The organism is Serratia marcescens subsp. marcescens ATCC 13880 (assembly GCF_017299535.1).
Taxonomy (GTDB): domain Bacteria; phylum Pseudomonadota; class Gammaproteobacteria; order Enterobacterales; family Enterobacteriaceae; genus Serratia; species Serratia marcescens.
Genome location: NZ_CP071238.1, coordinates 1,920,811 through 1,940,796, shown reverse-complemented (window position 1 = coordinate 1,940,796; position 19,986 = coordinate 1,920,811). Strand labels below are relative to the sequence as shown.

Sequence of the window (19,986 nt, the reverse complement as noted above, 5' to 3'; positions counted from 1 at the left end):
GCCGCGCTTGCGGCGCATACTTACCAGGCTAACTTTTCACGTTTTGCCCCTTCATCTTTGCCACCGGCAAAACGCGTCACCTTTCGGCAATGGACATTTATGGCTTCGGCAGCAGAACCCGTTAACTGGAAACGCAACCTTTTCGTCGCCTGGCTGGGATGCTTTCTCACCGGCGCCGCCTTCAGCCTGGTGATGCCGTTTCTGCCGCTGTACGTAGAGACGCTGGGCGTAACCGGCCATCAGGCGCTCAACATGTGGTCCGGTCTGCTGTTCAGCATCACCTTCCTGTTTTCCGCTATCGCCGCGCCGTTCTGGGGCGCCCTGGCCGACCGACGCGGCCGCAAACTGATGCTGCTGCGTTCGGCGCTCGGTATGGCGATCGTCATGGCGCTGATGGGCATGGCGCAAACGGTCTGGCAGTTTCTCGCTCTGCGTGCGGTGCTGGGGCTGCTCGGCGGCTTCATTCCCAACGCCAACGCGCTGATCGCCACCCAGGTGCCGCGCAACCGCAGCGGCTGGGCGCTCGGCACCCTGTCTACCGGCGGCGTCGGCGGCGCGCTGGTCGGCCCGCTGATCGGGGGGCTGCTGGCCGATTTATACGGCCTGCGCCCGGTGTTTTACATCACCGCCGCGGTGCTGTTCGTCTGCTTCGTGCTGACGTTGCTGTATGTCAAAGAACAATTCACCCCGGTGCAAAAGCGCGACATGTTGCATGCAAAACAGGTGTTCGCTTCGCTGAAAAACCCGAAGCTGGTGCTCAGCCTGTTCGTCACCACCATGATCATCCAGATCGCCACCGGCTCGATCGCGCCGATCCTGACGCTGTATGTGCGCGATTTGGCCGGCGCCACCCATAACCTGGCGTTTATCAGCGGGCTGATCGCCTCGGTGCCCGGCGTCGCGGCATTGATGAGCGCCCCGCGGCTGGGCAAGCTGGGCGATCGCATCGGCCCGGAACGCATACTGGTATTCATGCTGATCGTCTCGGTGCTATTGCTGATCCCGATGGCGTTCGTGCAAACGCCGTGGCAGCTCGGGGTGCTGCGTTTTCTGCTGGGGGCGGCCGACGGCGCGTTGCTGCCGGCGGTACAGACGTTGTTAATTTATAACTGCACCAATCAGGTGGCCGGCCGTATTTTCAGCTATAACCAGTCGTTCCGCGACGTCGGCAACGTCAGCGGTCCGCTGCTCGGCGCCGCAGTCTCCGCCGGTTACGGTTTTCGCGCGGTCTTCGCCGTCACCGCTTTAGTGGTGCTGTTCAACGCGGGTTATTCCTGGTGGTGTCTGCGGCGGCGGCCGAGCTATTTGCGGGAAGACACGCTGCAGGAAGAGCAATAGCTGCATTTATCGCCAGTTGCCTCCGTTGGCCAGATCAATGGCGCATTTCCCCCACTTTTAATAATGCCTCCTTCGGGCTGGCGTATTTTCGCCCCACCCAGAACATTCTTATTACAACGCTTTGTTTATCAACAATTAATTAACTTTCAGCGCATAAAACCCGCTGTCAATCATATTCCTGTCATAACCAACATAAAAACCAGAAAAGGAGATGCTTGTCGACTTTTCGTCTAAAAAATGGGATACAGGTACTAGACAAAACCAACGACCAGTTATCAAATGGTTAAATAATATCACGCCAGATGTGAAACATCGGCCAAGTGAAGAAAAGGTCAGCACGCTTTCCACGGTTTATCAGCGTTGCAGCCGCGGTGTTTGTCGGGTAATCCGCATTGGGCGGATCGCCTTCATTAAATACACATACATACCACAGTACGGGCTGCAGCCTTGCAGCGCCTTTTATTGGGAAATCGTTATGCAATCCTCTGTCAATAAGTCAGAAAGCCGGACCTTCTTCGGCCATCCCTATCCGCTGGGTTCTCTGTTCTTCACCGAAATGTGGGAGCGTTTCTCGTTCTACGGCATCCGTCCGCTGCTGATCCTGTTTATGGCCGCCACCGTGTACGATGGCGGTCTGGGTCTCGCGCGCGAGAACGCGTCGGCGATCGTCGGCATCTTCGCCGGCAGCATGTACCTGGCGGCGCTGCCGGGCGGCTGGCTGGCGGACAACTGGCTCGGCCAACGCAAGGCCGTCTGGTACGGTTCGATCCTGATCGCGCTCGGCCACCTGTCGATCGCACTGTCCGCGGTGATGGGCACCAACCTGTTCTTCATCGGCCTGATGTTCATCGTGCTCGGTTCCGGCCTGTTCAAAACCTGTATCTCGGTGATGGTCGGTACGCTGTACAAAAAAGGCGATGCGCGTCGTGACGGCGGTTTCTCGCTGTTCTACATGGGCATCAACATCGGCTCGTTCATTGCCCCGCTGATCTCCGGCTGGTTGATCAAGTCACACGGCTGGCACTGGGGCTTCGGCATCGGCGGTATCGGGATGCTGGTGGCGCTGGTGATCTTCCGGGTATTCGCCGTACCGGCGATGAAACGTTATGACCACGAAGTGGGCCTGGACTCCACCTGGAACAGCCCGGTCGCGAAGAAAGAAGGCGTCGGCGTCTGGTTGCTGGCGCTGGCGGCCATCCTGGTGGCGGTCATCGTGCTGATCGCTCAGGGCACCATCGTCATCAATCCGGTCGAGGTGGCCAGCGTGCTGGTATACGTCATCGCCGCGTCGGTCACCCTGTACTTCATCTATCTGTTCGCCTTTGCCGGCCTGAGCCGCAAAGAGCGCGCACGCCTGCTGGTGTGCTTCATCCTGCTGATCTCCGCTGCGTTCTTCTGGTCGGCGTTTGAACAGAAACCGACCTCGTTCAACCTGTTCGCCAACGATTACACCAATCGCATGATCGGCGGCTTCGAGATCCCGGCGGTGTGGTTCCAGTCTATCAACGCCCTGTTCATCATCCTGCTGGCGCCAGTGTTCAGCTGGGCCTGGCCTGCGCTGGCACGCAATAACGTGCGTCCGAGCAGCATCACCAAGTTCGTGATCGGTATCCTGTGCGCCGCCGGCGGTTTCGGCCTGATGATGTTGGCCGCGCAGAATGTGCTGAGCAACGGCGGCGCCGGCGTATCGCCGATGTGGCTGGTGGGCAGTATCCTGATGCTGACGCTGGGTGAGCTGTGCCTGAGCCCGATCGGGCTGGCCACCATGACGCTGCTGGCACCGGAGAGAATGCGCGGGCAAATGATGGGGCTGTGGTTCTGCGCCAGTGCACTGGGCAACCTGGCGGCCGGTCTGATCGGCGGCCACGTCAAGGCCGACCAACTGGATATGCTGCCGAATCTGTTCGCTCGCTGTTCAGTCGCGTTGCTGATCTGCGCCGCCGTGCTTATCGTGCTGATCGTGCCGATTCGCCGCATGCTGGAAAATACCCAGTCCAAGAGCGCGCAAAAACCGGCGACCAACGTCTGACGGATAACCCGTTTTTCTCTCGCAAACCGGCGCTCGATGCGCCGGTTTTTTTATGCTTGCCAGGCCTGATGTTGCAAGACCACCCGGTAGCCGTCAGGATCTTCAAAGGTTTGCCCCGCGCGATCCCAATAGGGATTATAGGCGGCGACCGCCAAGAACCCCGCCGCCCGCATCCGCTCACACGCGGCCCGCCATTCGTTCTCATCCGGCAGATAAAATACCAGCAGATGATCCTGCGTCGGCGCCTGCCCGACCCGCACCCCGCGGTGCTGCGTGAACTCCAGATGGTAGGCATGCTGCGGATGCCCAATCATCATGCCGTCGAACCCCTGATGATCGACAAACTCGCCCAGTTTTTCGAAACCCAGCCCGCGGCAATACAACGCGGCAATTTCCTGCAACCGATCGGTGGGGCGCCCGATGCGCAACACCGCTTTGGCTATCGACATGTACGCCTCCGCCTCATGATAACGTCATACAGCGCCATGCCCGCCAGCATCGCCAGCAGGAACGGCCATACCCGTTGTATCTCCGCCCCGGCCAATACCCAGGCCGGACCGGGGCAAATGCCCGCGATGCCCCAGCCGATGCCGAACAGCGCGCTGCCGGCCAGCAAACGGCGATCCACACGCCCGGCGGCCGGGATCTGCAGCGGCTCGCCCAACAGACTCCGCTCGCGTCGCCGCGCCCACAGGAAGGCCGGCGCTGCCACCGCGATCGCCCCTGCCATCACCAACGCCAGCGAGGGATCCCACATGCCGGTAACGTCGAGAAACGCCAACACCTTGGCCGGATTGGCCATGCCGGCGATAATTAACCCCAGACCGAAAATCACGCCGCTCAGCAGCGCCAACAGCGTTTTAAGCATTTTCAACCTCCCAACGTATGGCGCATCAGCCACACGGTCATAAAGCCCAGCAGCATAAACACCGCCGTGGCGGCCAGTGAACGCGGCGCCAACCGCGCGACGCCGCACACGCCGTGCCCGCTGGTGCAACCGCTGCCCAATCGAGTGCCCAAGCCCACCAACAGCCCTGCGGCCGCCAGCCAGCCGTTGCCAACCGAGATCTCACCGGGCGGCAACGCCGCAGCGGCAGCATACAGCCAGGGAGAGAGCAGCAACCCGCCAATAAATGCGGCGCGCCAGCCCCGCTCCCGGCCTCCCGCGCTCAATAAACCGCCGGTAATGCCGCTGATACCGGCGATCCGGCCATTGAACAGCAGCAGCAGCGCTACCGCGCCGCCGATAATGGCCCCTCCCGCCAACGCGGAATACGGCGTGAAGTGCTGCCAGTCAATGGTCATCGCGGTTCTCCGGCTGTGGGCAATACAGTTGATACAGGGTCGTGAGCAGCGCCAGCGCTTTGGCATCGGCCACCGCATAGTAAATCTGCTTGCCGGCTCGCCGGGTGGAGACCAACCCCTCCTCGCGCAGCACGCCAAGCTGTTGGGACAGCGTCGGCTGGCGGATATCCAGCGCCTGCGCCAGCTCGCTCACCGCCATCTCGCCCTGACTGAGCCTGCACAGTAACAGCAGCCGATCTTCGTTGCCCAAGGTACGCAGCATCGCACCGGCCTGCGCCGCCGCCTTGCGCATCGCATCAATATCCATTGCCTCTCCATCAGTTTATAAAATTATATAATATAATTTTATAAACCATTTTGCCGTGCCGCGCCACAGACTGGTGTGAAACAGCGCCGCATGGCATGCTGTCCTCCCCCTTTTGCCGCGCGGAGCCTGCTTACGATGCTGTTGTTTCACGACGTTCTGCCGCCCGATCGGCCTGTACGGCCATTAGCCAGAGATTATCGCCACGGCGACAGCGAGCCGGACCACTACCATAACTGCGCGCAGCTGATTCACAGCCTGAGCGGCGTGGTGCAGGTCACGACCCGGCTCGGCAGTTGGGTGGTGCCGCCCGGCCGCGGCGTCTGGGTGCCGGCGAAAGTGGTGCACAGCCTGCGTATCACCGGCCAGGTGGCGGCCAGGACGTTGTTCGTCGATCCGTTGGCGCGCGCCGATCTGCCGGCCCAATGCCAGGTAGTGCAGGTTTCCCCGCTGCTGCGCGAGTTGATTATCTGTGCGATGGAAATTGCGCCCGGCTATCCAAGCGGCGGGCGCGATGAGCGCGTGATGGAACTGATTCTGGATGAGTTGCGAATGCTGCCGATTCTGCCGCTGCACCTGCCGGAACCTCGCGAAGCCTCGCTGCTCGCCCTGTGCCGCCATATCCAGGCCACGCTGGCGCAACCCTGGACGCTGGAACAGGCTGCCGCTCATCTCAGCGTCAGCGGACGCACTCTGTCGCGGCGCTTCCAGCGAGAAACCGGGCTGCATTTTAGCGATTGGGTGCGACGCGCCCGTTTGCTGGCGGCATTAAACGCGCTGGCGACCGGCCGCTCGGTGTTGGAAGTGGCGCTGGATCTCGGCTATGACAGCCCCAGCGCGTTCAGCGCCATGTTCCGCCGGCTGCTGGGAGTAGCGCCCAGCGACTATTTCAGCCGGACTGCGCCGACGTTGGCGCCAGATAGCGCCCGGCGACGTTGAACAGCGCCTGCAGCGAGGCGCTGGCGGAGTCAGCGTCGATGCCAACGCCGTAAGTCGCCTCACCTTGCGGCAGCGTACAGCGAATATAGGCCACCGCTCGGCTATCGCTCTGATGTCCCAACGTATGCTCGTGATAATCCTCGATCGCCAGCGACAAGCCGAAGCGCTGACGCAGCGCATCCACCGCGCTGGAAAGCAGACCGTTGCCGGCCCCCTGCAGGCGCAGTGGCTCTCCCTCGCAGGCAACTCGCGCGTTGAAGCTGTAGGCCTCTACCCCATGGCTTTCCGTTTGGTAGCTTAACAGCTGCAAACGCGGCTGCTCCACCAGCCCGTAAGTATCGCGGAATAAACGCCACAGCTGCGCGCCGCTCATTTCTTTGCCGCTGCCGTCGGTCGCGCGCTGCACCACTTGGCTGAAATCAATCTGCAAACCGCGCGGCAACGCCAACCCATGATTCTGTTCCAACAACCAGGCGGCGCCGCTTTTGCCGGACTGGCTGTTGACCCGGATCACCGCTTCATAGCTGCAACCGACATCGGCGGGATCGAGCGGCAGGTATGGCACCTGCCAGCGGCCATCTTGCCGCTGCCGTTGCGCGGCGAAACCTTTCTTGATCGCATCCTGATGCGAACCGGAAAAGGCGGTAAACACCAACTCGCCGGCATAAGGATGGCGAGGATGCACCGGCAGCTGATTGCACTGCTCCACCACCTCCACCACCTGCTTCAGGCGGCTGAAGTCCAGACCCGGCGCCACGCCCTGGGTATAGAGATTCAACGCCAGCGTGACCAGATCGACGTTGCCGGTGCGCTCTCCGTTGCCGAACAGGCAGCCTTCGACCCGATCGGCGCCGGCCAGCAAGGCCAGCTCCGCACAGGCCACGCCGGTGCCGCGATCGTTATGCGGATGCACGCTGATCGCCACATCGGCGCGACGGCTGAAGTGCCGGCAAAACCATTCGATCTGATCGGCATACACGTTGGGCGTGCTCACTTCCACCGTCGCCGGCAGGTTGATGATCATCGGCCGCTGCGGCCCCGGCTGCCAAACCTCCGCCACCGCTTCGCAGATCTCCAGCGCGAACTCTAACTCAGTAAAACAGAAGGTTTCCGGCGAATACTCGAAGCACCAGGCGGTATCGGGCTGTGCCTCGCACTGCCGGCGGATGCGCCGCGCGCCGTTCACCGCCAGCGCCACGGTGGCGGCCTTATCCTGGCGGAACACGATATCGCGAAACATCGGCGCCGTGGCGTTATACAGATGCACGATAGCCCGCGGCGCCCCCTGCAGCGCTTCGAAGGTGCGATCGATCAGATCGTCGCGCGACTGCGTCAGCACCTGGATCGTGACGTCGTCCGGGATCAGCCGCTCGTCGATCAGCGCGCGTACAAAATCGAAATCCGTTTGCGACGCCGAAGGGAAAGCCACCTCGATCTCCTTGAAACCGCACTGCAACAACAATTGATAGAATTCGCGCTTGCGCGCGTTATCCATCGGCTCCGCCAGCGCCTGGTTGCCGTCGCGCAGATCGCTGGAGCACCAGCGCGGCGCCTGCCGCAGCGTACGCGCAGGCCATTGGCGGTCCGGCAACGCCACTGGCGGGAACGGTCGGTATTTGCTTGAAGGGTCGATTAACATGGGCTTCTCCTGACGCCAGAGTGAACGATGCGTCATTATTTCCCGCCATCGCCTCCTCTTCTCCCGCTTTGCGGACAACCATCGTCGCAAAGCGGACAACAAAAAAATTTGCATCCTGCGCCAGTGAGACAACAATTAGTTTTGACGTTTCCCCCACCGCACCGGCAGTGCGCCGGACGCTTTACTCTCATTGTCAACGGAGGCGAACATGAGCCTGTATGCAACCCTGGAAGAAGCCATCGAGGCCGCACGCGAAGAGTTTATCGACACCGCCGAAGGCGGCAGCGGTGACGAGCCGCCGGTGCCCCAGCAGTTCAATCTGCAAAAGTACGTGATGCAGGATGGCGACACGATGTGGCAGGCGGAGTTCTTCGAAGAAGAAGGAGAGGCGGTGGAATGCCTGACGCTGCGCAGCGGTGCGGCGGCGCAGGCGATCTTCGACGGTGACTACGACGAGGTGGAAATTACCGCCGAGTGGATAGATGAAAACACCCTGTACGAATGGGAAGAAGGCGACTTTCAGCTCGAACCGCCGCTGGATACCGAAGAAGGCCAGGCCGCAGCCGATGAGTGGGATGAACGTTAACCTGCGCCGCGCTTTCATCGCCAAGGAGGCCGCATGATTATTCGCCGGGCCCGCCCTACCGACTACCCCGCCATTTTGCAGCTACAGGGGGAAAACGTGCCGGAAGCGCTCGACGAGAGCCAAAAACGGCAGGGATTTATCGTATCACGCATGAATGAGGTGCAGCTGGCGACGATCAACCGCGGCATCGGCATATGGGTGGCCGAACAGGAGAACCAACTGGCGGGGTTTGTTTGCCTGATGCCCGCCGACGCGCAACCGCGGCCGCCGGTGGTGGATGCGATGCTGGCGACGCTCGCCACGCAATCCTTCGCCGGACGGCCGCTGCGTGAGCAGCGGGTGTTTCTCTACGGCCCCGTCTGCCTCGCCGCCGCCTGGCGCGGCAAAGGCGTGCTGAAGCGCCTCTACGCCGCGGTCAAAGCGCACACCCGCGATGATTACGACCTGGGCGCGTTGTTTATCGACGACGACAATCCGCATTCGTTGGCCGCTCACGTGCAAGGGCTGGGGATGACGGCGCTGGCGCCTTTCCATTGCGGGCAGAAAGGCTATCAGCTGGTGGTGTTCGCCACCCGCTGAACGAAATTACTCGTAGGGGCCATGCTGCGCATCAAACGGCAGCATAAAGGTGTCCACCACCATCGACAGCGGCACGTCTATCACCGTGACATAGCGCCAGGGCGTATCGCGCAGATCCCACTGCACGCCGGGATAATACTGGTGACCATGCCCGGCGCCGGGCACGGTGCGGCTGATAATGCTGCCGCAGCCGGTGAGTGCCATCACACCGGCCGCCACGCAGGCCAGCCGAAGGTAGGAAGAGAGCTTCACGACATTGACTCTGAGCAAGGGGTTGTTTCGCGAGTGAACAACGCATCGGCCGCAGTCTATCACAGTTCCCGTTATCCACCGGCGTCGGCGCACGTAAGCAAAAGGTAAAAAAAACGGGGAATGCGCCATGCGCATTCCCCGTCTGAGCGTTGCCGTTAAGCGATTAACGCCGGCCCGTAGGGTGCGCCAGCGGGTTGTGCGGCAACTGCTGATAGTGCTCACGCCAGGCGGCGCCTTCCGGCAACAGCCAGACGCGCTGATGCAAACGAGCCAGCGTGACCGGATCGCTCAGCAGCTCCAGACGTTTGCCCTTCACCAGCTTCTCCGGTCCCAACTGCAGCGCTTCGTTCACCCGCTCCTCACGGTTGCGATCGAGCGTCGCGCGCAGATGGTGACGCGCCGTCGCCAACGCCGTCGCCAGTGCGTTGAAGGATGGGTTGACCACCGCATGCATAAAGCCGTTGGTCAGCGCGCGGTTACGATTGAGATGCAGATATTCTTCCGTCGCCAACAGCTCACGCGGCGGATTGTACTCTTCCGGGATCAGGAACAGCTTGGCGCGTTTGCTTTTCATGCCCAGCGTTGCGCGGCTCGACAGCACCGACACGAACGGCGACAGGATCAGCGAAAACACGATCGGCGCCAACCACCACAGGAAGCGCAGATCCAGCCACGCCATGCCGCCGGCCCACACCAGGCCCAGCAACATCTGCGAGCCATGGCGGCGGAACGCTTCCCCCCACGGCGTATCGTCATCGTCACGCTGCGGCGAATTCCACACCACTTCCCAACCGAGGAAGGCGCTCACCACGAATACGGTATGGAACAGCATGCGCACCGGCGCCAGCAGCACCGAGAACAGCATTTCCATCAGCATCGAAATGAACAGACGGAACGCCCCGCCGTACTCTTTCGCGCCCTTGGCCCAGATCAGCACAATACTGAGCAACTTCGGCAGGAACAGCAGCACCAGCGTGGTGGAGAACAGCGCTATCGCCAGCTCGGGCCGCCACTGCGGCCAGACCGGGAACAGCTGCCGTGGCTGCAGGAAGTATTGCGGTTCCATCAGGGTATGCACCACCTGCAAGGCGGTGGAGAGCGCAAGGAACATGAACCACAGCGGCGCCGACAGGTAGGACATGACGCCGGTCAGGAACACCGCGCGGTGCACCGGGTGCATACCTTTCACCAGGAACAGGCGGAAGTTCATCAGGTTGCCGTGACACCAGCGACGGTCGCGCTTCAGCTCGTCCAGCAGGTTTGGCGGCAGCTCTTCATAACTGCCCGGCAGATCGTAAGCGATCCACACGCCCCAGCCGGCGCGGCGCATCAGCGCCGCTTCAACGAAGTCGTGCGACAGGATAGACCCGGCGAAAGAGCCCTCGCCCGGCAGCGGCGCCAGCGCACAGTGCTCGATAAACGGCTTCACGCGGATGATAGCGTTGTGCCCCCAGTAGTGCGACTCGCCCAGTTGCCAGAAATGCAGGCCGGCGGTGAACAACGGCCCGTAAACGCGGGTGGCGAACTGCTGCACGCGCGCATACAGGGTATCCATACCGGACGCCTTCGGCGCCGACTGGATGATGCCGGCGTTCGGGTTGGCTTCCATCAGACGCACCAGCCCGGTGAGGCATTCGCCGCTCATCACGCTGTCGGCATCCAGGATCACCATGTAGCTGTACTCACCGCCCCAGCGACGGCAGAAGTCGTCGATGTTGCCGCTCTTGCGTTTTACGCGACGGCGGCGGCGGCGATAGAAGATGCGGCCGTGGCCGTCGACATCGCGGCACAGCTCCATCCACGCCTTTTGCTCCGCCACGCAGATGTCCGGATCGTAGCTGTCGCTCAGCACGTAGATATCGAAGTGTTCCAGCTGACCGGTCGCGGCGATGGACTCATAGGTCGCACGCAGGCCGGCGAACACGCGTTCGACGTCTTCGTTGCAGATCGGCATGATCAGCGCAGTGCGGTGCGCCGGGTTGATCGGCTCATCGCCCTTGATGGTGGAGGAAATGCTGTATTTGTCCTTGCCGATCAGCAGCTGCAGGAAGCCCATCAGCGCGGTCCAAAAACCGGCCGAGACCCAGCAGAACAGCACGGCGAACAGGATCAGAATGCCGGTTTGCAGCACATACGGCAGCAGCTGCAGCACCGACTGCATCAGATCCTGATCCAGCATGGCGATAGGATCGATCAGCGCCCAGCCCTGATAAGGCAAGATGGTTTTCATATACCAGGTAGCGATGCCGGTTTGCACCAGCATCAGCACCAGCAGCACATAGCGGCGCATGGAGCCGACGGTACGCCAGCGGTTTTCAGCCTCGGCCTCCTCTTTGGTGGCGTGCCGATTGTGCGGCGAACGCCCCAGCAGAGAATCCCAGAAGCGCGCCACCGGGTTGGTGCGCCAGGCTTCCGGGAACATGGTGGTTCGTTTGATCGGCGGCGTCGCCTTCAGAATGGCGCGCCCTTCGGCGTCGGTGTCGAAGTCGTCATCGCTGACCGCATCCGGCCAGGCGTTTTCGATACGCGGTTTGACCGAGGCCAGCGCCACGTCATCCGCCGACAGGCTATTGACGTTGGCGTCAGCGGCGCCCATCTGCCGATGGAGCGCCTCCAGTGCCTGAGCGTCATCCGCCGTTTGAGGGTTGAGCGCCTCCGACCGCTCGGCGGTCAGAGGCAGCGCCGCAAGATAATCCTGGGCGGGTTGAGTAGGCTTATTCATTGGCAGGTAGCTGATAGCTCCAGGTTTCCGACAGAGTCTTATCGCCATTGACCAGTGCCGCACGCATTTCTACCGGCTTCTTGTCGTCTTTCACTTTCAGACGCACCGTCAGGCGCCAGCCTTTGGTCACTGGGTTATAGCGGACGTTGTTTTCTACCATCTCACCGTTGTCGCCGATGCTGATCTGAGAGGCGACCGGAGTATTGGCATCCAGCCCTTTCAGCACCGGGCCAACGAAGTCGACCAGGAAGGCCACGCTGCCGTCTGGCTCGCGAATCAGGTTGGACTGCTTCACGTCGCCGGTCGAACGCATGGTACGAGCCACATAGGCGATATCTTGCGAATGCAGTTTGTCTTCATCGCGGGTGAAGTTCAAACGGTAGCTCAGCGTCAGCGGCTTTTTGGCCTCCGGCAAGGTATCCGGCGTCCAGAACGCGACGATGTTGTCGTTGGTTTCATCCGCCGTCGGGATCTCCACCAGCTCGACCTTGCCTTTGCCCCAGTCGCCCTTCGGTTCGATCCAGGCGCTCGGACGCAGATCGTAACGATCGTCCAGATCTTCATATTCTTTGAAGTTGCGACCGCGCTGCAGCAGACCGAAGCCTTTCGGATTCTCGACGGTATAGGTGCTGACGGACAGGTGTTTAGGATTGTTCAGCGGACGCCAAATCCACTCGCCGTTGCCGGCATGGATAGACAGACCGTTGGAATCGTGCAACGCCGGGCGGTAGTTCAGCGTCGGCGACGGCTGGTTCGGCCCGAACAGGTACATGCTGGTCAACGGCGCCAGGCCCAGTTTGCCCACCTTGTCGCGCAGGAACACTTTGGACTCGACGTCCACGGTGGTGTCGCGGCCCGGGATCACCGTAAAACGGTAAGCGCCGGTGGCGCGCGGGGAATCCAGCAGCGCATAGATCACCAGGTGCTTGTCGCCCTGCTTCGGACGCTCAACCCAGAATTCGCGGAAACGCGGGAACTCTTCGCCGGACGGCAAAGCGGTATCGATAGCCAGGCCGCGAGCGGAAAGCCCGTAAACCTGCCCTTTACCCACCACGCGGAAATAGCTCGCGCCCAGCAGGCTCATGATCTCATCGTTTTTGTCGGCGCTGTTGATCGGGTAGAGCACTTTGAAGCCGGCAAAACCGAGATTTTTCACCGATTCAGGGTCGTGTTTGACCGAACCGAAGTTGAAGTAATCCGGGCTGTACTTGATCTGTTTTACGCTGGTGGAGGTGACTTCGTTGATTTTCACCGGCGTGTCGAAGTACATCCCCTGATGATAAAACTCAAGCTTGAAAGGGGTTTTCAGCTTGCTCCAATAGGCTTTATCGTGATTGAACTGAATCTGCTGATAGTCTGCGAACTTCATCTCGCGGAACTGAGAAGGAAGGTTGCTCTTCGGGGCTTCGAAACCTTTCGCCGCCAGATCCTGCGCCTGCTTGGCGACATCATCAATAGAAAAGGCCCAAGCCGGCGAACTGAACAGCGTGAACAATACGGTCGCACCTAACCAACGAACGCTCGCGGCGCGTGGTTGTCCGGATAATATATTAACTAGCACATCCCCCCCTATTCGTGTGCTCAAATCATTTAAATCCATATTAATGGATTACTCAGCTTTCCGACAACATGATAAATGGATGGTTCATGTTTACGGCTCATTGTTTAAGCAGCTGATGGAACACCAGCGTAGCAAGCCGCGCAACAAGACGCTATGGAAAAATGCGGGGGGCTATAGTAGGGTTCCGGATAACAATTTAACGTTTGACGACTTATTAAGCGTGTTAATGAACTCTCGATTAAATCACCAGCGGTAATCTATGACTAAAGGCAGCAAACAGCGCGAGTTTTTCCTCGACTCCATCAGAGCCTATTTGATGTTGCTCGGCATTCCGTTTCACCTCTCCCTGATTTATTCCAGCCACGCCTGGGCGGTGAACAGCGCGTCGCCCTCCTTCTCGCTCACGGTGCTGAACGACTTTATCCACGCCTTCCGCATGCAGGTGTTCTTCGTGATATCCGGCTACTTCTCCTACATGCTTTACGAGCGCTACGAGCGCCACCAGTGGCTGAAGGTCAGGCTGGAGCGAGTGGCGATCCCGCTGTTGAGCTCCATCCCGCTGATCACGGTGCCGCAGTTTTTCATGCTGAAATATTTCACCGATAAATTAAACGGCTGGGATGAATTTTCTCTCTATCAGAAAATAAATGTAACAGTTTGGGAATTGGTTTCTCATCTGTGGTTCTTATTGACGCTGTCATTGTTAACCTGCGCCTGTTTTTATCTGTTCCGTAAAATCAAGCGTCAACCCCGTGAACATATTCCAACGTTAATAAACAGAATGCGCGGATTAGGAAACATCTCACTGTATTTCTTTATTTATGCGGTATGCTATTCGGCCGCACACCGTATTATTTTAATTTTCGCCCCACAGCTATTATCCAACGGCCTGTTCAATTTCGTGGTGATGGAGACGATGTTCTACCTGCCGTTCTTCCTCCTCGGCGCCTATGCGTTTAAGTACGTGTGGCTTAAGGAGATTTTTCTGCGCCGCTCGCCGCTGGCGCTGCTCGGCTCGCTGCTGCTGTTTATCGCATATATGCTGAACCAAAAGATGTTGGCGCACAGCAGCTATATGTTCGAGCTGGAAGTGGTGATCAAAACCCTAATGGGGATCCTGATGACCAACGTAGTGTTCTCTTTCGGGCATAACCTGCTGAATTATCACTCGCCGCGCATCACCTATCTGGTCAACGCCTCGCTGTTTATATATCTGGTGCACCATCCGTTGACCCTGATATATGGCGCTTTCGTGACGCCGTATATCGGCAACAACCTGTTGGGATTCTTGCTGGGCCTGCTGTTTGTGTTCTCTCTGGCCTTCGCGCTATATGAACTGCACAAGCGCATTCCGGTGCTGCGCTTCCTGTTCTCCGGCAAGCCGCAATAAACCTACCCCCTGTAAACCCGAATGTTTGCAGGGGTTTTCTGTCATATTACCGGCGCGCAAAAAGCCTATACTGGTCGTTTGCATGCAGAGCACACATTGCTCAGCCTGACGTCGCCCGTTAGGGCAAAGTGATACGGCTGCATAGATAACCTAGCCGTTATAACTGCAATGCATAAGTAGAAATCCGGATCCCTGCCTTACGGTAGTGATTGGGCTCAACACCCCCGAAGGGCTGCGCGATCGTTTAATTTATTCGATGGCGTTAGCTGCATCTCCCTTCCGTCACGACAGAGAGGATTTTGAATGACCGATAAGACCCCCCCGGCTCAAGAAGCCATAGCGGAAAACGCCACCCTGCTGAAGATCCTCGGCAGGTTGCTGTCCGCGCTGGACGCTTCGATCAGCGGCAAAGAACGCAGCGTTTTGGTCGCTGAGCTTTCCAACTTCAATCTCGACGGTATTTCTGAAGCGGAAAGCAAGCTGGCCACCGAACTGATCAAACGGGCGCTGGAATCGCTCGATCATTAATCCTACCGCGCCTGCAAACCATTAAGCCTGCCTGCGCGGGCTTAATGGTTTTTCCTCCGCCGAATGGGACATTATTGCCGAAACAGAAATACAGCAGCCTGATAATGTTAGATAAAAGGCAGAATTTCCCCTCTTCTCCTCACTTTCGTAGTTCAAACGTGCCAACAGGCAATAATTGATCGGTTTTTTTCACAATCAGCCTTGGCGTTTTACCCACTAAACACGTTATCATCGGCACACGCGCAGTGCCCCCTATTCCCAGCCTCAGGAGAGCAATATTTTGGATGCCAGCACCATTAACAGTTTGTTCGTCATCGGTGCCGTGCTGGTGGGGGCAAGCATTCTGCTCAGCTCATTTTCTTCCCGGCTCGGCATTCCGATCCTAGTGATCTTCCTGGCGATCGGCATGCTGGCCGGCGTCGATGGCCCCGGCGGCATCGTCTTCAGCAATTACCCGGTCGCTTATCTGGTCAGCAACCTCGCGTTGGCAGTGATCCTGCTCGACGGCGGCATGCGTACCCGGGTCAGCTCTTTCCGCGTCGCCCTGTGGCCGGCACTCTCTCTCGCCACCGTCGGTGTAGTGATCACCGCCGGTCTGACCGGCATGGCCGCCGCCTGGCTGTTCAATCTCGATCTGCTGCAGGGGCTGCTGATCGGCGCCATCATCGGTTCCACCGACGCCGCCGCGGTCTTCTCCCTTTTGGGGGGCAAAGGTTTGAACGAACGCGTCAGCGCCACGCTGGAGATCGAATCCGGCAGCAACGATCCGATGGCGGTGTTTCTCACCATCACGCTGATTGCGATGATCGCCGCCGGGGAAACCGCACTGAGCTGGACCTTCCCGCTGCATCTGATGCAGCAGTTCGGCATGGGCATCGTCTTCGGTCTGGGCGGCGGCTGGCTGCTGCTGACGCTGATCAACCACATCAAACTGGCGGACGGCCTCTATCCGCTGCTGGCGGTAAGCGGCGGTATTCTTATTTTCGCACTGACCACCGCGCTGGACGGCAGCGGCATTCTGGCGGTGTATTTGTGCGGCCTGCTGCTGGGCAACCGGCCGATCCGCAACCGTCACGGCATCGTACAAACCTTCGATGGCCTGGCCTGGCTCAGCCAGATCGGCATGTTCCTGGTGCTCGGGCTGCTGCTCAACCCGCACGAGCTGCTGCCGATCGCCATCCCTGCTCTGCTGCTGTCGCTGTGGATGATCCTGTTCGCCCGCCCGCTGTCGGTGTTTATCGGCCTGCTGCCGTTCCGCAGCTTTACCCTGCGCGAACGCGGCTTTATTTCCTGGGTCGGCCTGCGCGGCGCGGTGCCGGTGATTCTGGCGGTATTCCCGATGATGGCCGGGTTGCCCAACGCACAGCTGTTCTTCAACGTGGCGTTCTTCGTGGTGCTGGTCTCCCTGCTGCTGCAGGGCACCACACTGTCGTTCGCCGCTAAAAAAGCCAAGGTGATCGTACCGCCGGCGCTGACGCCGATCTCCCGCGTTGGGCTGGATGTACACCCGGAAAACCAGTGGGAACAGTTCGTGTATCAGCTTTCGGCGGAAAACTGGTGCGTCGGCGCGGCGCTGCGTGAGCTGAAAATGCCGCCCAATACCCGCATCGCCGCCCTGTTCCGCGGCAAAGAGCTGCTGCATCCTAGCGGCAGTACCCGGCTGCGGGAGAACGATATTCTGTGCGTCATCGGCCATGAGCACGATCTGCCGATCCTCGGCAAGCTGTTCAGCCAGGCGCCGGCCGTGACGCTCGACGAACGCTTCTTCGGCGACTTTATCCTGCAATCCGACGCCCGTTTAAGCGACATCTCGCAGGTTTATGGCCTCAATCTGCAAGACGACGTCGACGAGCAGCAGACGCTGGGGCAGTTCGTCATTCAGCTGATCGGCGGTGAACCGGTGATCGGCGACCAGGTGGAATGGGACGGCCTGACCTGGACCATAGCCGAAATGGACGGCAATCAAGTCAGCAAGATAGGCGTCCGAATCGTAACCGACTGACGCTACCGCGGGCGGCGTTACCCGATGAGGGAACTTCTGGCCTTAAGAACGTTCTTAATCACTATCAAGATGCATGAAATAGAGCGTCGCTGAATGATATCCCTTTGATATAAAAACTAGCAGCGGCGTCCACAGGGATTAAGGATGTGAACGGCAAGACTCGATTTCTTTCGGTGATGATGCTCATGGCGCTGGGCGTAGCGGCAGCCGATCTCAGCATCGCCGGTTTGGTCCATAGACTTTTAATTGGATAATTTCAACGTGACGCAGCAGGAACAAGAAAAAGACATTCTGGGGAAAATACTGGTGACGGTGTCCGCGCTTTGCCTGATTCTGGTGGCGGCGTTCCTGATCTGGGGATTCGTGCTGGATTGATAATACCCAGCGACGCTCAGACATAAAAAAAACCGCCGCGGCGGTTTTTTTTATGGGGCAGGCGATCAGATCTTGCAACCTTCGCAGTCCGCTTCGTCTTCGAGGAACTCGGGGACCTCTTTTACCTTCTGCGCCGCTTTTTCTTCGGCTTTCGCCAGTTCGGCATCGATATCAAAATCGAAAATATCATCACTCATCGCTTGGTCCTCATTCTGCTTCGCGTTCAAACGCTGAGTATAATCGACAAGCCGCCGGCCGGAAACCTTTCAGTTTGCCGCCGCCAACTGAGGTGTCTCATCCTGCGGCTTTTTTCCGTAGGCCATGTCGTACACGTCGTAGAAGTCGATTTCGCCCTTGTTGCCGATGATCACGCGCATCTTCTGTTTCAGCGCGGCGCCGATAGATGGCTCATCCAGCAGCTGCTGCACCGCATAAGGCGACAGCGCGCGGGTGAAGTACCACTCGCCGTTGTAGCAAACTCGCAGATCCAACACCCCGATGTCCTCGAAGCGGTACACCGGCCGGATCTCGATCAGCAGCATGGCGAACATGAACAGCACGAAAGCGGTGAAGCCCAGGAAGGCATATATCCCCATGTACGGCACCTGATACATCACGGCGATCACCGCGAAATAACCGGCGAACATGGCAAGGCACAGATAGCGGTGAGTGCGGGCGAATTCGCTGTTGAAGCGCGGCTTGCCGTCCCGCCCTTCACGCCGATTGATCTGTTCAATCTCTTTAACCAAGATGCTTTTAATCGCGTCCATCGTTACAACCTTATGCTGGAAACAGCATTGCCATCAAATCTCACCGCTAAAAGTAACACAAGTACAGTTTCGCCGGGTAGATCAGTTAGCCAACTTAATGGCGGCAACTGTTATAGTTCGACTTCAGCGCGGCTGGGCGGCCTTGCCTTGTGCAAACATGAACATACGCTGCGCCACATCGTCGGCCTGTTTGATCTTCTGCTTTTGCGGTTCGTTGCTGCGTTGAATGGCGCGGGCGTAAGCGATTTCATGAGCCTGATCGATCATCGCGATGATCCGGTCACGTTCGGTCTTCTCCATATTGCCCAACATGGTGGTGATAATCGCCTGATAAGCGTTGGACGCGGCGCTCAGCGCTTTCTCTCTCGCCTCGAGGGCGGCGACGCGTTGCAAGAGTTCCTGCAGTTGCTCGGAGTGAGACATATCGACCTCCTGTTGCCGGGCAGCAAGCCTGCCTGATTACAGTTTAGCAAAGGATCGAAAGAGAAAGAGGAAGGAAAGCCAGCGGTTACGGTAAAGCACACCCGAAAATCCCAACGAGGAGCCGATAGTGCAAATCAACCCGGGTGCGCTTTACGATAAGCGCGGTGAGATGAAGGAAAGAAAGCTGGCGCGCTATGCAGGACTCGAACCCGCGTCTATCAATTTTCAAGCCAAAACAAGCCATTATAAAACCAATCACTCTGCCAACTGAGTTAATAGCGCATTCCTTCGCTTCGGGGTGTCATTATCCATAACAACATTATGGACTCAAGCTTTTTTAGCATAATGCCCTGAATTTACGGATAAGTCTTAGGTTATCGATAGCGTTATGGCATTACGGCAGCTCAATAATCCGATAATCGCCGGCCATGAGTGGCTTGCACAAAATCTTGTAGCCATCGCTATCAAAATGGCTGGCCGCACTCTGGAGCCGCTGCGCCTGCGCCAGGCTGTTGACCGAACCCAGATAAAACCAATTGTGAATCACATGGTACTGACACAGCGTCTCGCCCTGTTCTTCCAACGCCACTCGCCCGGCGAACGGCCAACAGGCGATGCGTAGCTGTTCAAGCGCCGCGCCGAGCCGCAGCGCATGCTCCTGCGCCGACTCCACGCCGCAGCAGGCGCCCGCGCACTTGCGCAGGCTGTAGCGGAAACAGGCTCGCCCTGCCGGCAGCTTGTCGATCCCCAGCTTGCCGTAACATAAACGATGCTCGTCGGCGATGGCGCGCAGCTTTTCCAGCGCGGCGTGGCGATTGGCAAACAGCCCGTAGAGATGGGGCGTAACGGCGAAATCGATCTCTTTGGCGTGAGCAATCGTCACCGTGTCTGCCTGCACGCGCAGCGCGCACAGCTGCTTCGAGCGCCGCAGGCGCTTGTTGAACAGCGGCTGTTGTTGTTTGATCAATTGCGCCTCCAGCAGCAGTGCCCCCAACTCGCCGGCGGTCTCGATAAAGCTGATGCGTCGGGTTTGCCGCAGCATTTTAGCCTCGTCCTGCGCGCGGAAATGCGCCATCACCCGGCTGCGTATATTGACGCTTTTACCGATGTAAAGCGGCAGGCTCTCGCTTTGACCGTGAAACATATACACACCCGGCCCTTTGGGCAACGGCGCCAGGCAGGCGCGCAGGTGCTCCGGGTATTGATAAATGTCGAGTTCCGGCTCGAGGCGGTTTGGCATCATG

General features: G+C 59.0%; 21 protein-coding genes and 1 tRNA gene. 9 read left to right on the top strand and 13 right to left on the bottom strand.

Annotated features, from left to right (window positions below; translation table 11 throughout):
• Positions 1–99 precede the first annotated feature (99 nt).
• Complete coding sequence (gene mdtG, locus J0F90_RS09170) at positions 100–1,338, top strand: multidrug efflux MFS transporter MdtG (RefSeq protein ID WP_016928213.1); 1,239 nt, start codon at positions 100–102, stop codon at positions 1,336–1,338.
• A 475-nt stretch (positions 1,339–1,813) separates the two neighbouring features.
• The gene (locus J0F90_RS09165; protein ID WP_016928214.1) at positions 1,814–3,367 is read left to right on the top strand and encodes a peptide MFS transporter; all 1,554 of its coding nucleotides are present in this window, start codon (positions 1,814–1,816) and stop codon (positions 3,365–3,367) included.
• A gap of 50 nt (positions 3,368–3,417) precedes the next feature.
• Here the strand turns inward: J0F90_RS09165 and J0F90_RS09160 are convergent, their stop codons facing one another.
• The 4 genes from J0F90_RS09160 to J0F90_RS09145 are packed head-to-tail and all read right to left on the bottom strand — an operon-like array spanning position 3,418 to position 4,979.
• Positions 3,418–3,816, bottom strand: coding sequence for a VOC family protein (locus tag J0F90_RS09160; protein WP_016928215.1), 399 nt, complete (start codon positions 3,814–3,816; stop codon positions 3,418–3,420).
• Positions 3,807–4,235 (bottom strand): YeeE/YedE family protein, encoded by a 429-nt coding sequence (locus tag J0F90_RS09155; RefSeq protein ID WP_033640756.1) that lies wholly within the window; start codon positions 4,233–4,235, stop codon positions 3,807–3,809. The genes J0F90_RS09160 and J0F90_RS09155 overlap by 10 nt, the downstream gene beginning before the upstream one ends.
• A 2-nt stretch (positions 4,236–4,237) precedes the next feature.
• Positions 4,238–4,672 carry a YeeE/YedE family protein gene (locus J0F90_RS09150; RefSeq protein ID WP_033640757.1) on the bottom strand — a complete coding sequence of 145 codons (435 nt, stop codon included), beginning with the start codon at positions 4,670–4,672 and terminating at the stop codon, positions 4,238–4,240.
• Entirely contained in the window at positions 4,662–4,979 is a 318-nt protein-coding gene (locus tag J0F90_RS09145; RefSeq protein WP_016928218.1) for an ArsR/SmtB family transcription factor, read from the bottom strand. Before J0F90_RS09145 ends, J0F90_RS09150 begins: the two co-directional genes overlap by 11 nt.
• 135 nt (positions 4,980–5,114) lie before the next feature.
• On the opposite strand from J0F90_RS09145, the gene J0F90_RS09140 reads away from it, so the two are divergent.
• Positions 5,115–5,915, top strand: a complete 801-nt coding sequence (locus tag J0F90_RS09140) for an AraC family transcriptional regulator (RefSeq protein ID WP_016928219.1) — start codon at positions 5,115–5,117, stop codon at positions 5,913–5,915.
• Here the strand turns inward: J0F90_RS09140 and leuA are convergent.
• Entirely contained in the window at positions 5,866–7,554 is a 1,689-nt protein-coding gene (gene leuA / locus J0F90_RS09135) for a 2-isopropylmalate synthase (RefSeq protein ID WP_033640758.1), read from the bottom strand. The genes J0F90_RS09140 and leuA overlap by 50 nt on opposite strands.
• A gap of 208 nt (positions 7,555–7,762) precedes the next feature.
• On the opposite strand from leuA, the gene J0F90_RS09130 reads away from it, so the two are divergent.
• Both J0F90_RS09130 and J0F90_RS09125 read left to right on the top strand, forming a co-directional pair.
• Entirely contained in the window at positions 7,763–8,140 is a 378-nt protein-coding gene (locus J0F90_RS09130; protein ID WP_004927872.1) for a MysB family protein, read from the top strand.
• 33 nt (positions 8,141–8,173) lie between these two features.
• Positions 8,174–8,719, top strand: a complete 546-nt coding sequence (locus tag J0F90_RS09125; protein ID WP_033640759.1) for a GNAT family N-acetyltransferase — start codon at positions 8,174–8,176, stop codon at positions 8,717–8,719.
• Between the two features lie 6 nt (positions 8,720–8,725).
• On the opposite strand, the gene J0F90_RS09120 is transcribed toward J0F90_RS09125, so the two are convergent.
• The 3 genes from J0F90_RS09120 to mdoG form a co-directional block, all read right to left on the bottom strand.
• A complete protein-coding gene (locus J0F90_RS09120) occupies positions 8,726–8,923 on the bottom strand; it encodes a YceK/YidQ family lipoprotein (RefSeq protein ID WP_016928222.1) in 198 nt (65 codons plus the stop codon).
• 211 nt (positions 8,924–9,134) lie between these two features.
• Positions 9,135–11,693 carry a glucans biosynthesis glucosyltransferase MdoH gene (mdoH, locus tag J0F90_RS09115; protein ID WP_033640760.1) on the bottom strand — a complete coding sequence of 853 codons (2,559 nt, stop codon included), beginning with the start codon at positions 11,691–11,693 and terminating at the stop codon, positions 9,135–9,137.
• Positions 11,686–13,254 (bottom strand): glucans biosynthesis protein MdoG, encoded by a 1,569-nt coding sequence (mdoG, locus tag J0F90_RS09110; protein ID WP_025302384.1) that lies wholly within the window; start codon positions 13,252–13,254, stop codon positions 11,686–11,688. The genes mdoH and mdoG overlap by 8 nt, the downstream gene beginning before the upstream one ends.
• Before the next feature lie 259 nt (positions 13,255–13,513).
• Here mdoG and mdoC point away from each other — a divergent pair, with 259 nt between their 5' ends.
• The 4 genes from mdoC (at position 13,514) to J0F90_RS24805 (ending at position 17,549) form a co-directional block, all read left to right on the top strand.
• Positions 13,514–14,644 carry a glucans biosynthesis protein MdoC gene (gene mdoC / locus J0F90_RS09105; RefSeq protein ID WP_016928225.1) on the top strand — a complete coding sequence of 377 codons (1,131 nt, stop codon included), beginning with the start codon at positions 13,514–13,516 and terminating at the stop codon, positions 14,642–14,644.
• Between the two features lie 303 nt (positions 14,645–14,947).
• Positions 14,948–15,172 carry a hypothetical protein gene (locus tag J0F90_RS09100; protein ID WP_016928227.1) on the top strand — a complete coding sequence of 75 codons (225 nt, stop codon included), beginning with the start codon at positions 14,948–14,950 and terminating at the stop codon, positions 15,170–15,172.
• A 280-nt stretch (positions 15,173–15,452) separates the two neighbouring features.
• Entirely contained in the window at positions 15,453–17,174 is a 1,722-nt protein-coding gene (locus tag J0F90_RS09095; protein ID WP_015377414.1) for a potassium/proton antiporter, read from the top strand.
• A 246-nt stretch (positions 17,175–17,420) separates the two neighbouring features.
• On the top strand, positions 17,421–17,549 hold the full coding sequence (locus J0F90_RS24805) for a hypothetical protein (protein WP_016928228.1): 129 nt from the start codon (positions 17,421–17,423) through the stop codon (positions 17,547–17,549).
• Between the two features lie 65 nt (positions 17,550–17,614).
• Here the strand turns inward: J0F90_RS24805 and J0F90_RS24800 are convergent, their stop codons facing one another.
• From J0F90_RS24800 to cho, 5 genes are all read right to left on the bottom strand, one after another.
• Positions 17,615–17,746: a hypothetical protein gene (locus tag J0F90_RS24800; protein WP_015377413.1), complete on the bottom strand. Its 132-nt coding sequence runs from the start codon at positions 17,744–17,746 to the stop codon at positions 17,615–17,617.
• A 69-nt stretch (positions 17,747–17,815) separates the two neighbouring features.
• Complete coding sequence (locus J0F90_RS09090) at positions 17,816–18,319, bottom strand: YlaC family protein (protein WP_016928229.1); 504 nt, start codon at positions 18,317–18,319, stop codon at positions 17,816–17,818.
• A 123-nt stretch (positions 18,320–18,442) separates the two neighbouring features.
• Positions 18,443–18,742, bottom strand: a complete 300-nt coding sequence (locus tag J0F90_RS09085; RefSeq protein WP_016928230.1) for a sigma-S stabilization anti-adapter protein IraP — start codon at positions 18,740–18,742, stop codon at positions 18,443–18,445.
• A 185-nt stretch (positions 18,743–18,927) separates the two neighbouring features.
• Positions 18,928–19,024: transfer RNA gene (locus J0F90_RS09080), tRNA-OTHER, on the bottom strand.
• Positions 19,025–19,136: 112 nt separating this feature from the next.
• Positions 19,137–19,985, bottom strand: a complete 849-nt coding sequence (cho, locus tag J0F90_RS09075) for an excinuclease Cho (RefSeq protein ID WP_033641444.1) — start codon at positions 19,983–19,985, stop codon at positions 19,137–19,139.
• Between the last annotated feature and the right edge of the window lies 1 nt (position 19,986).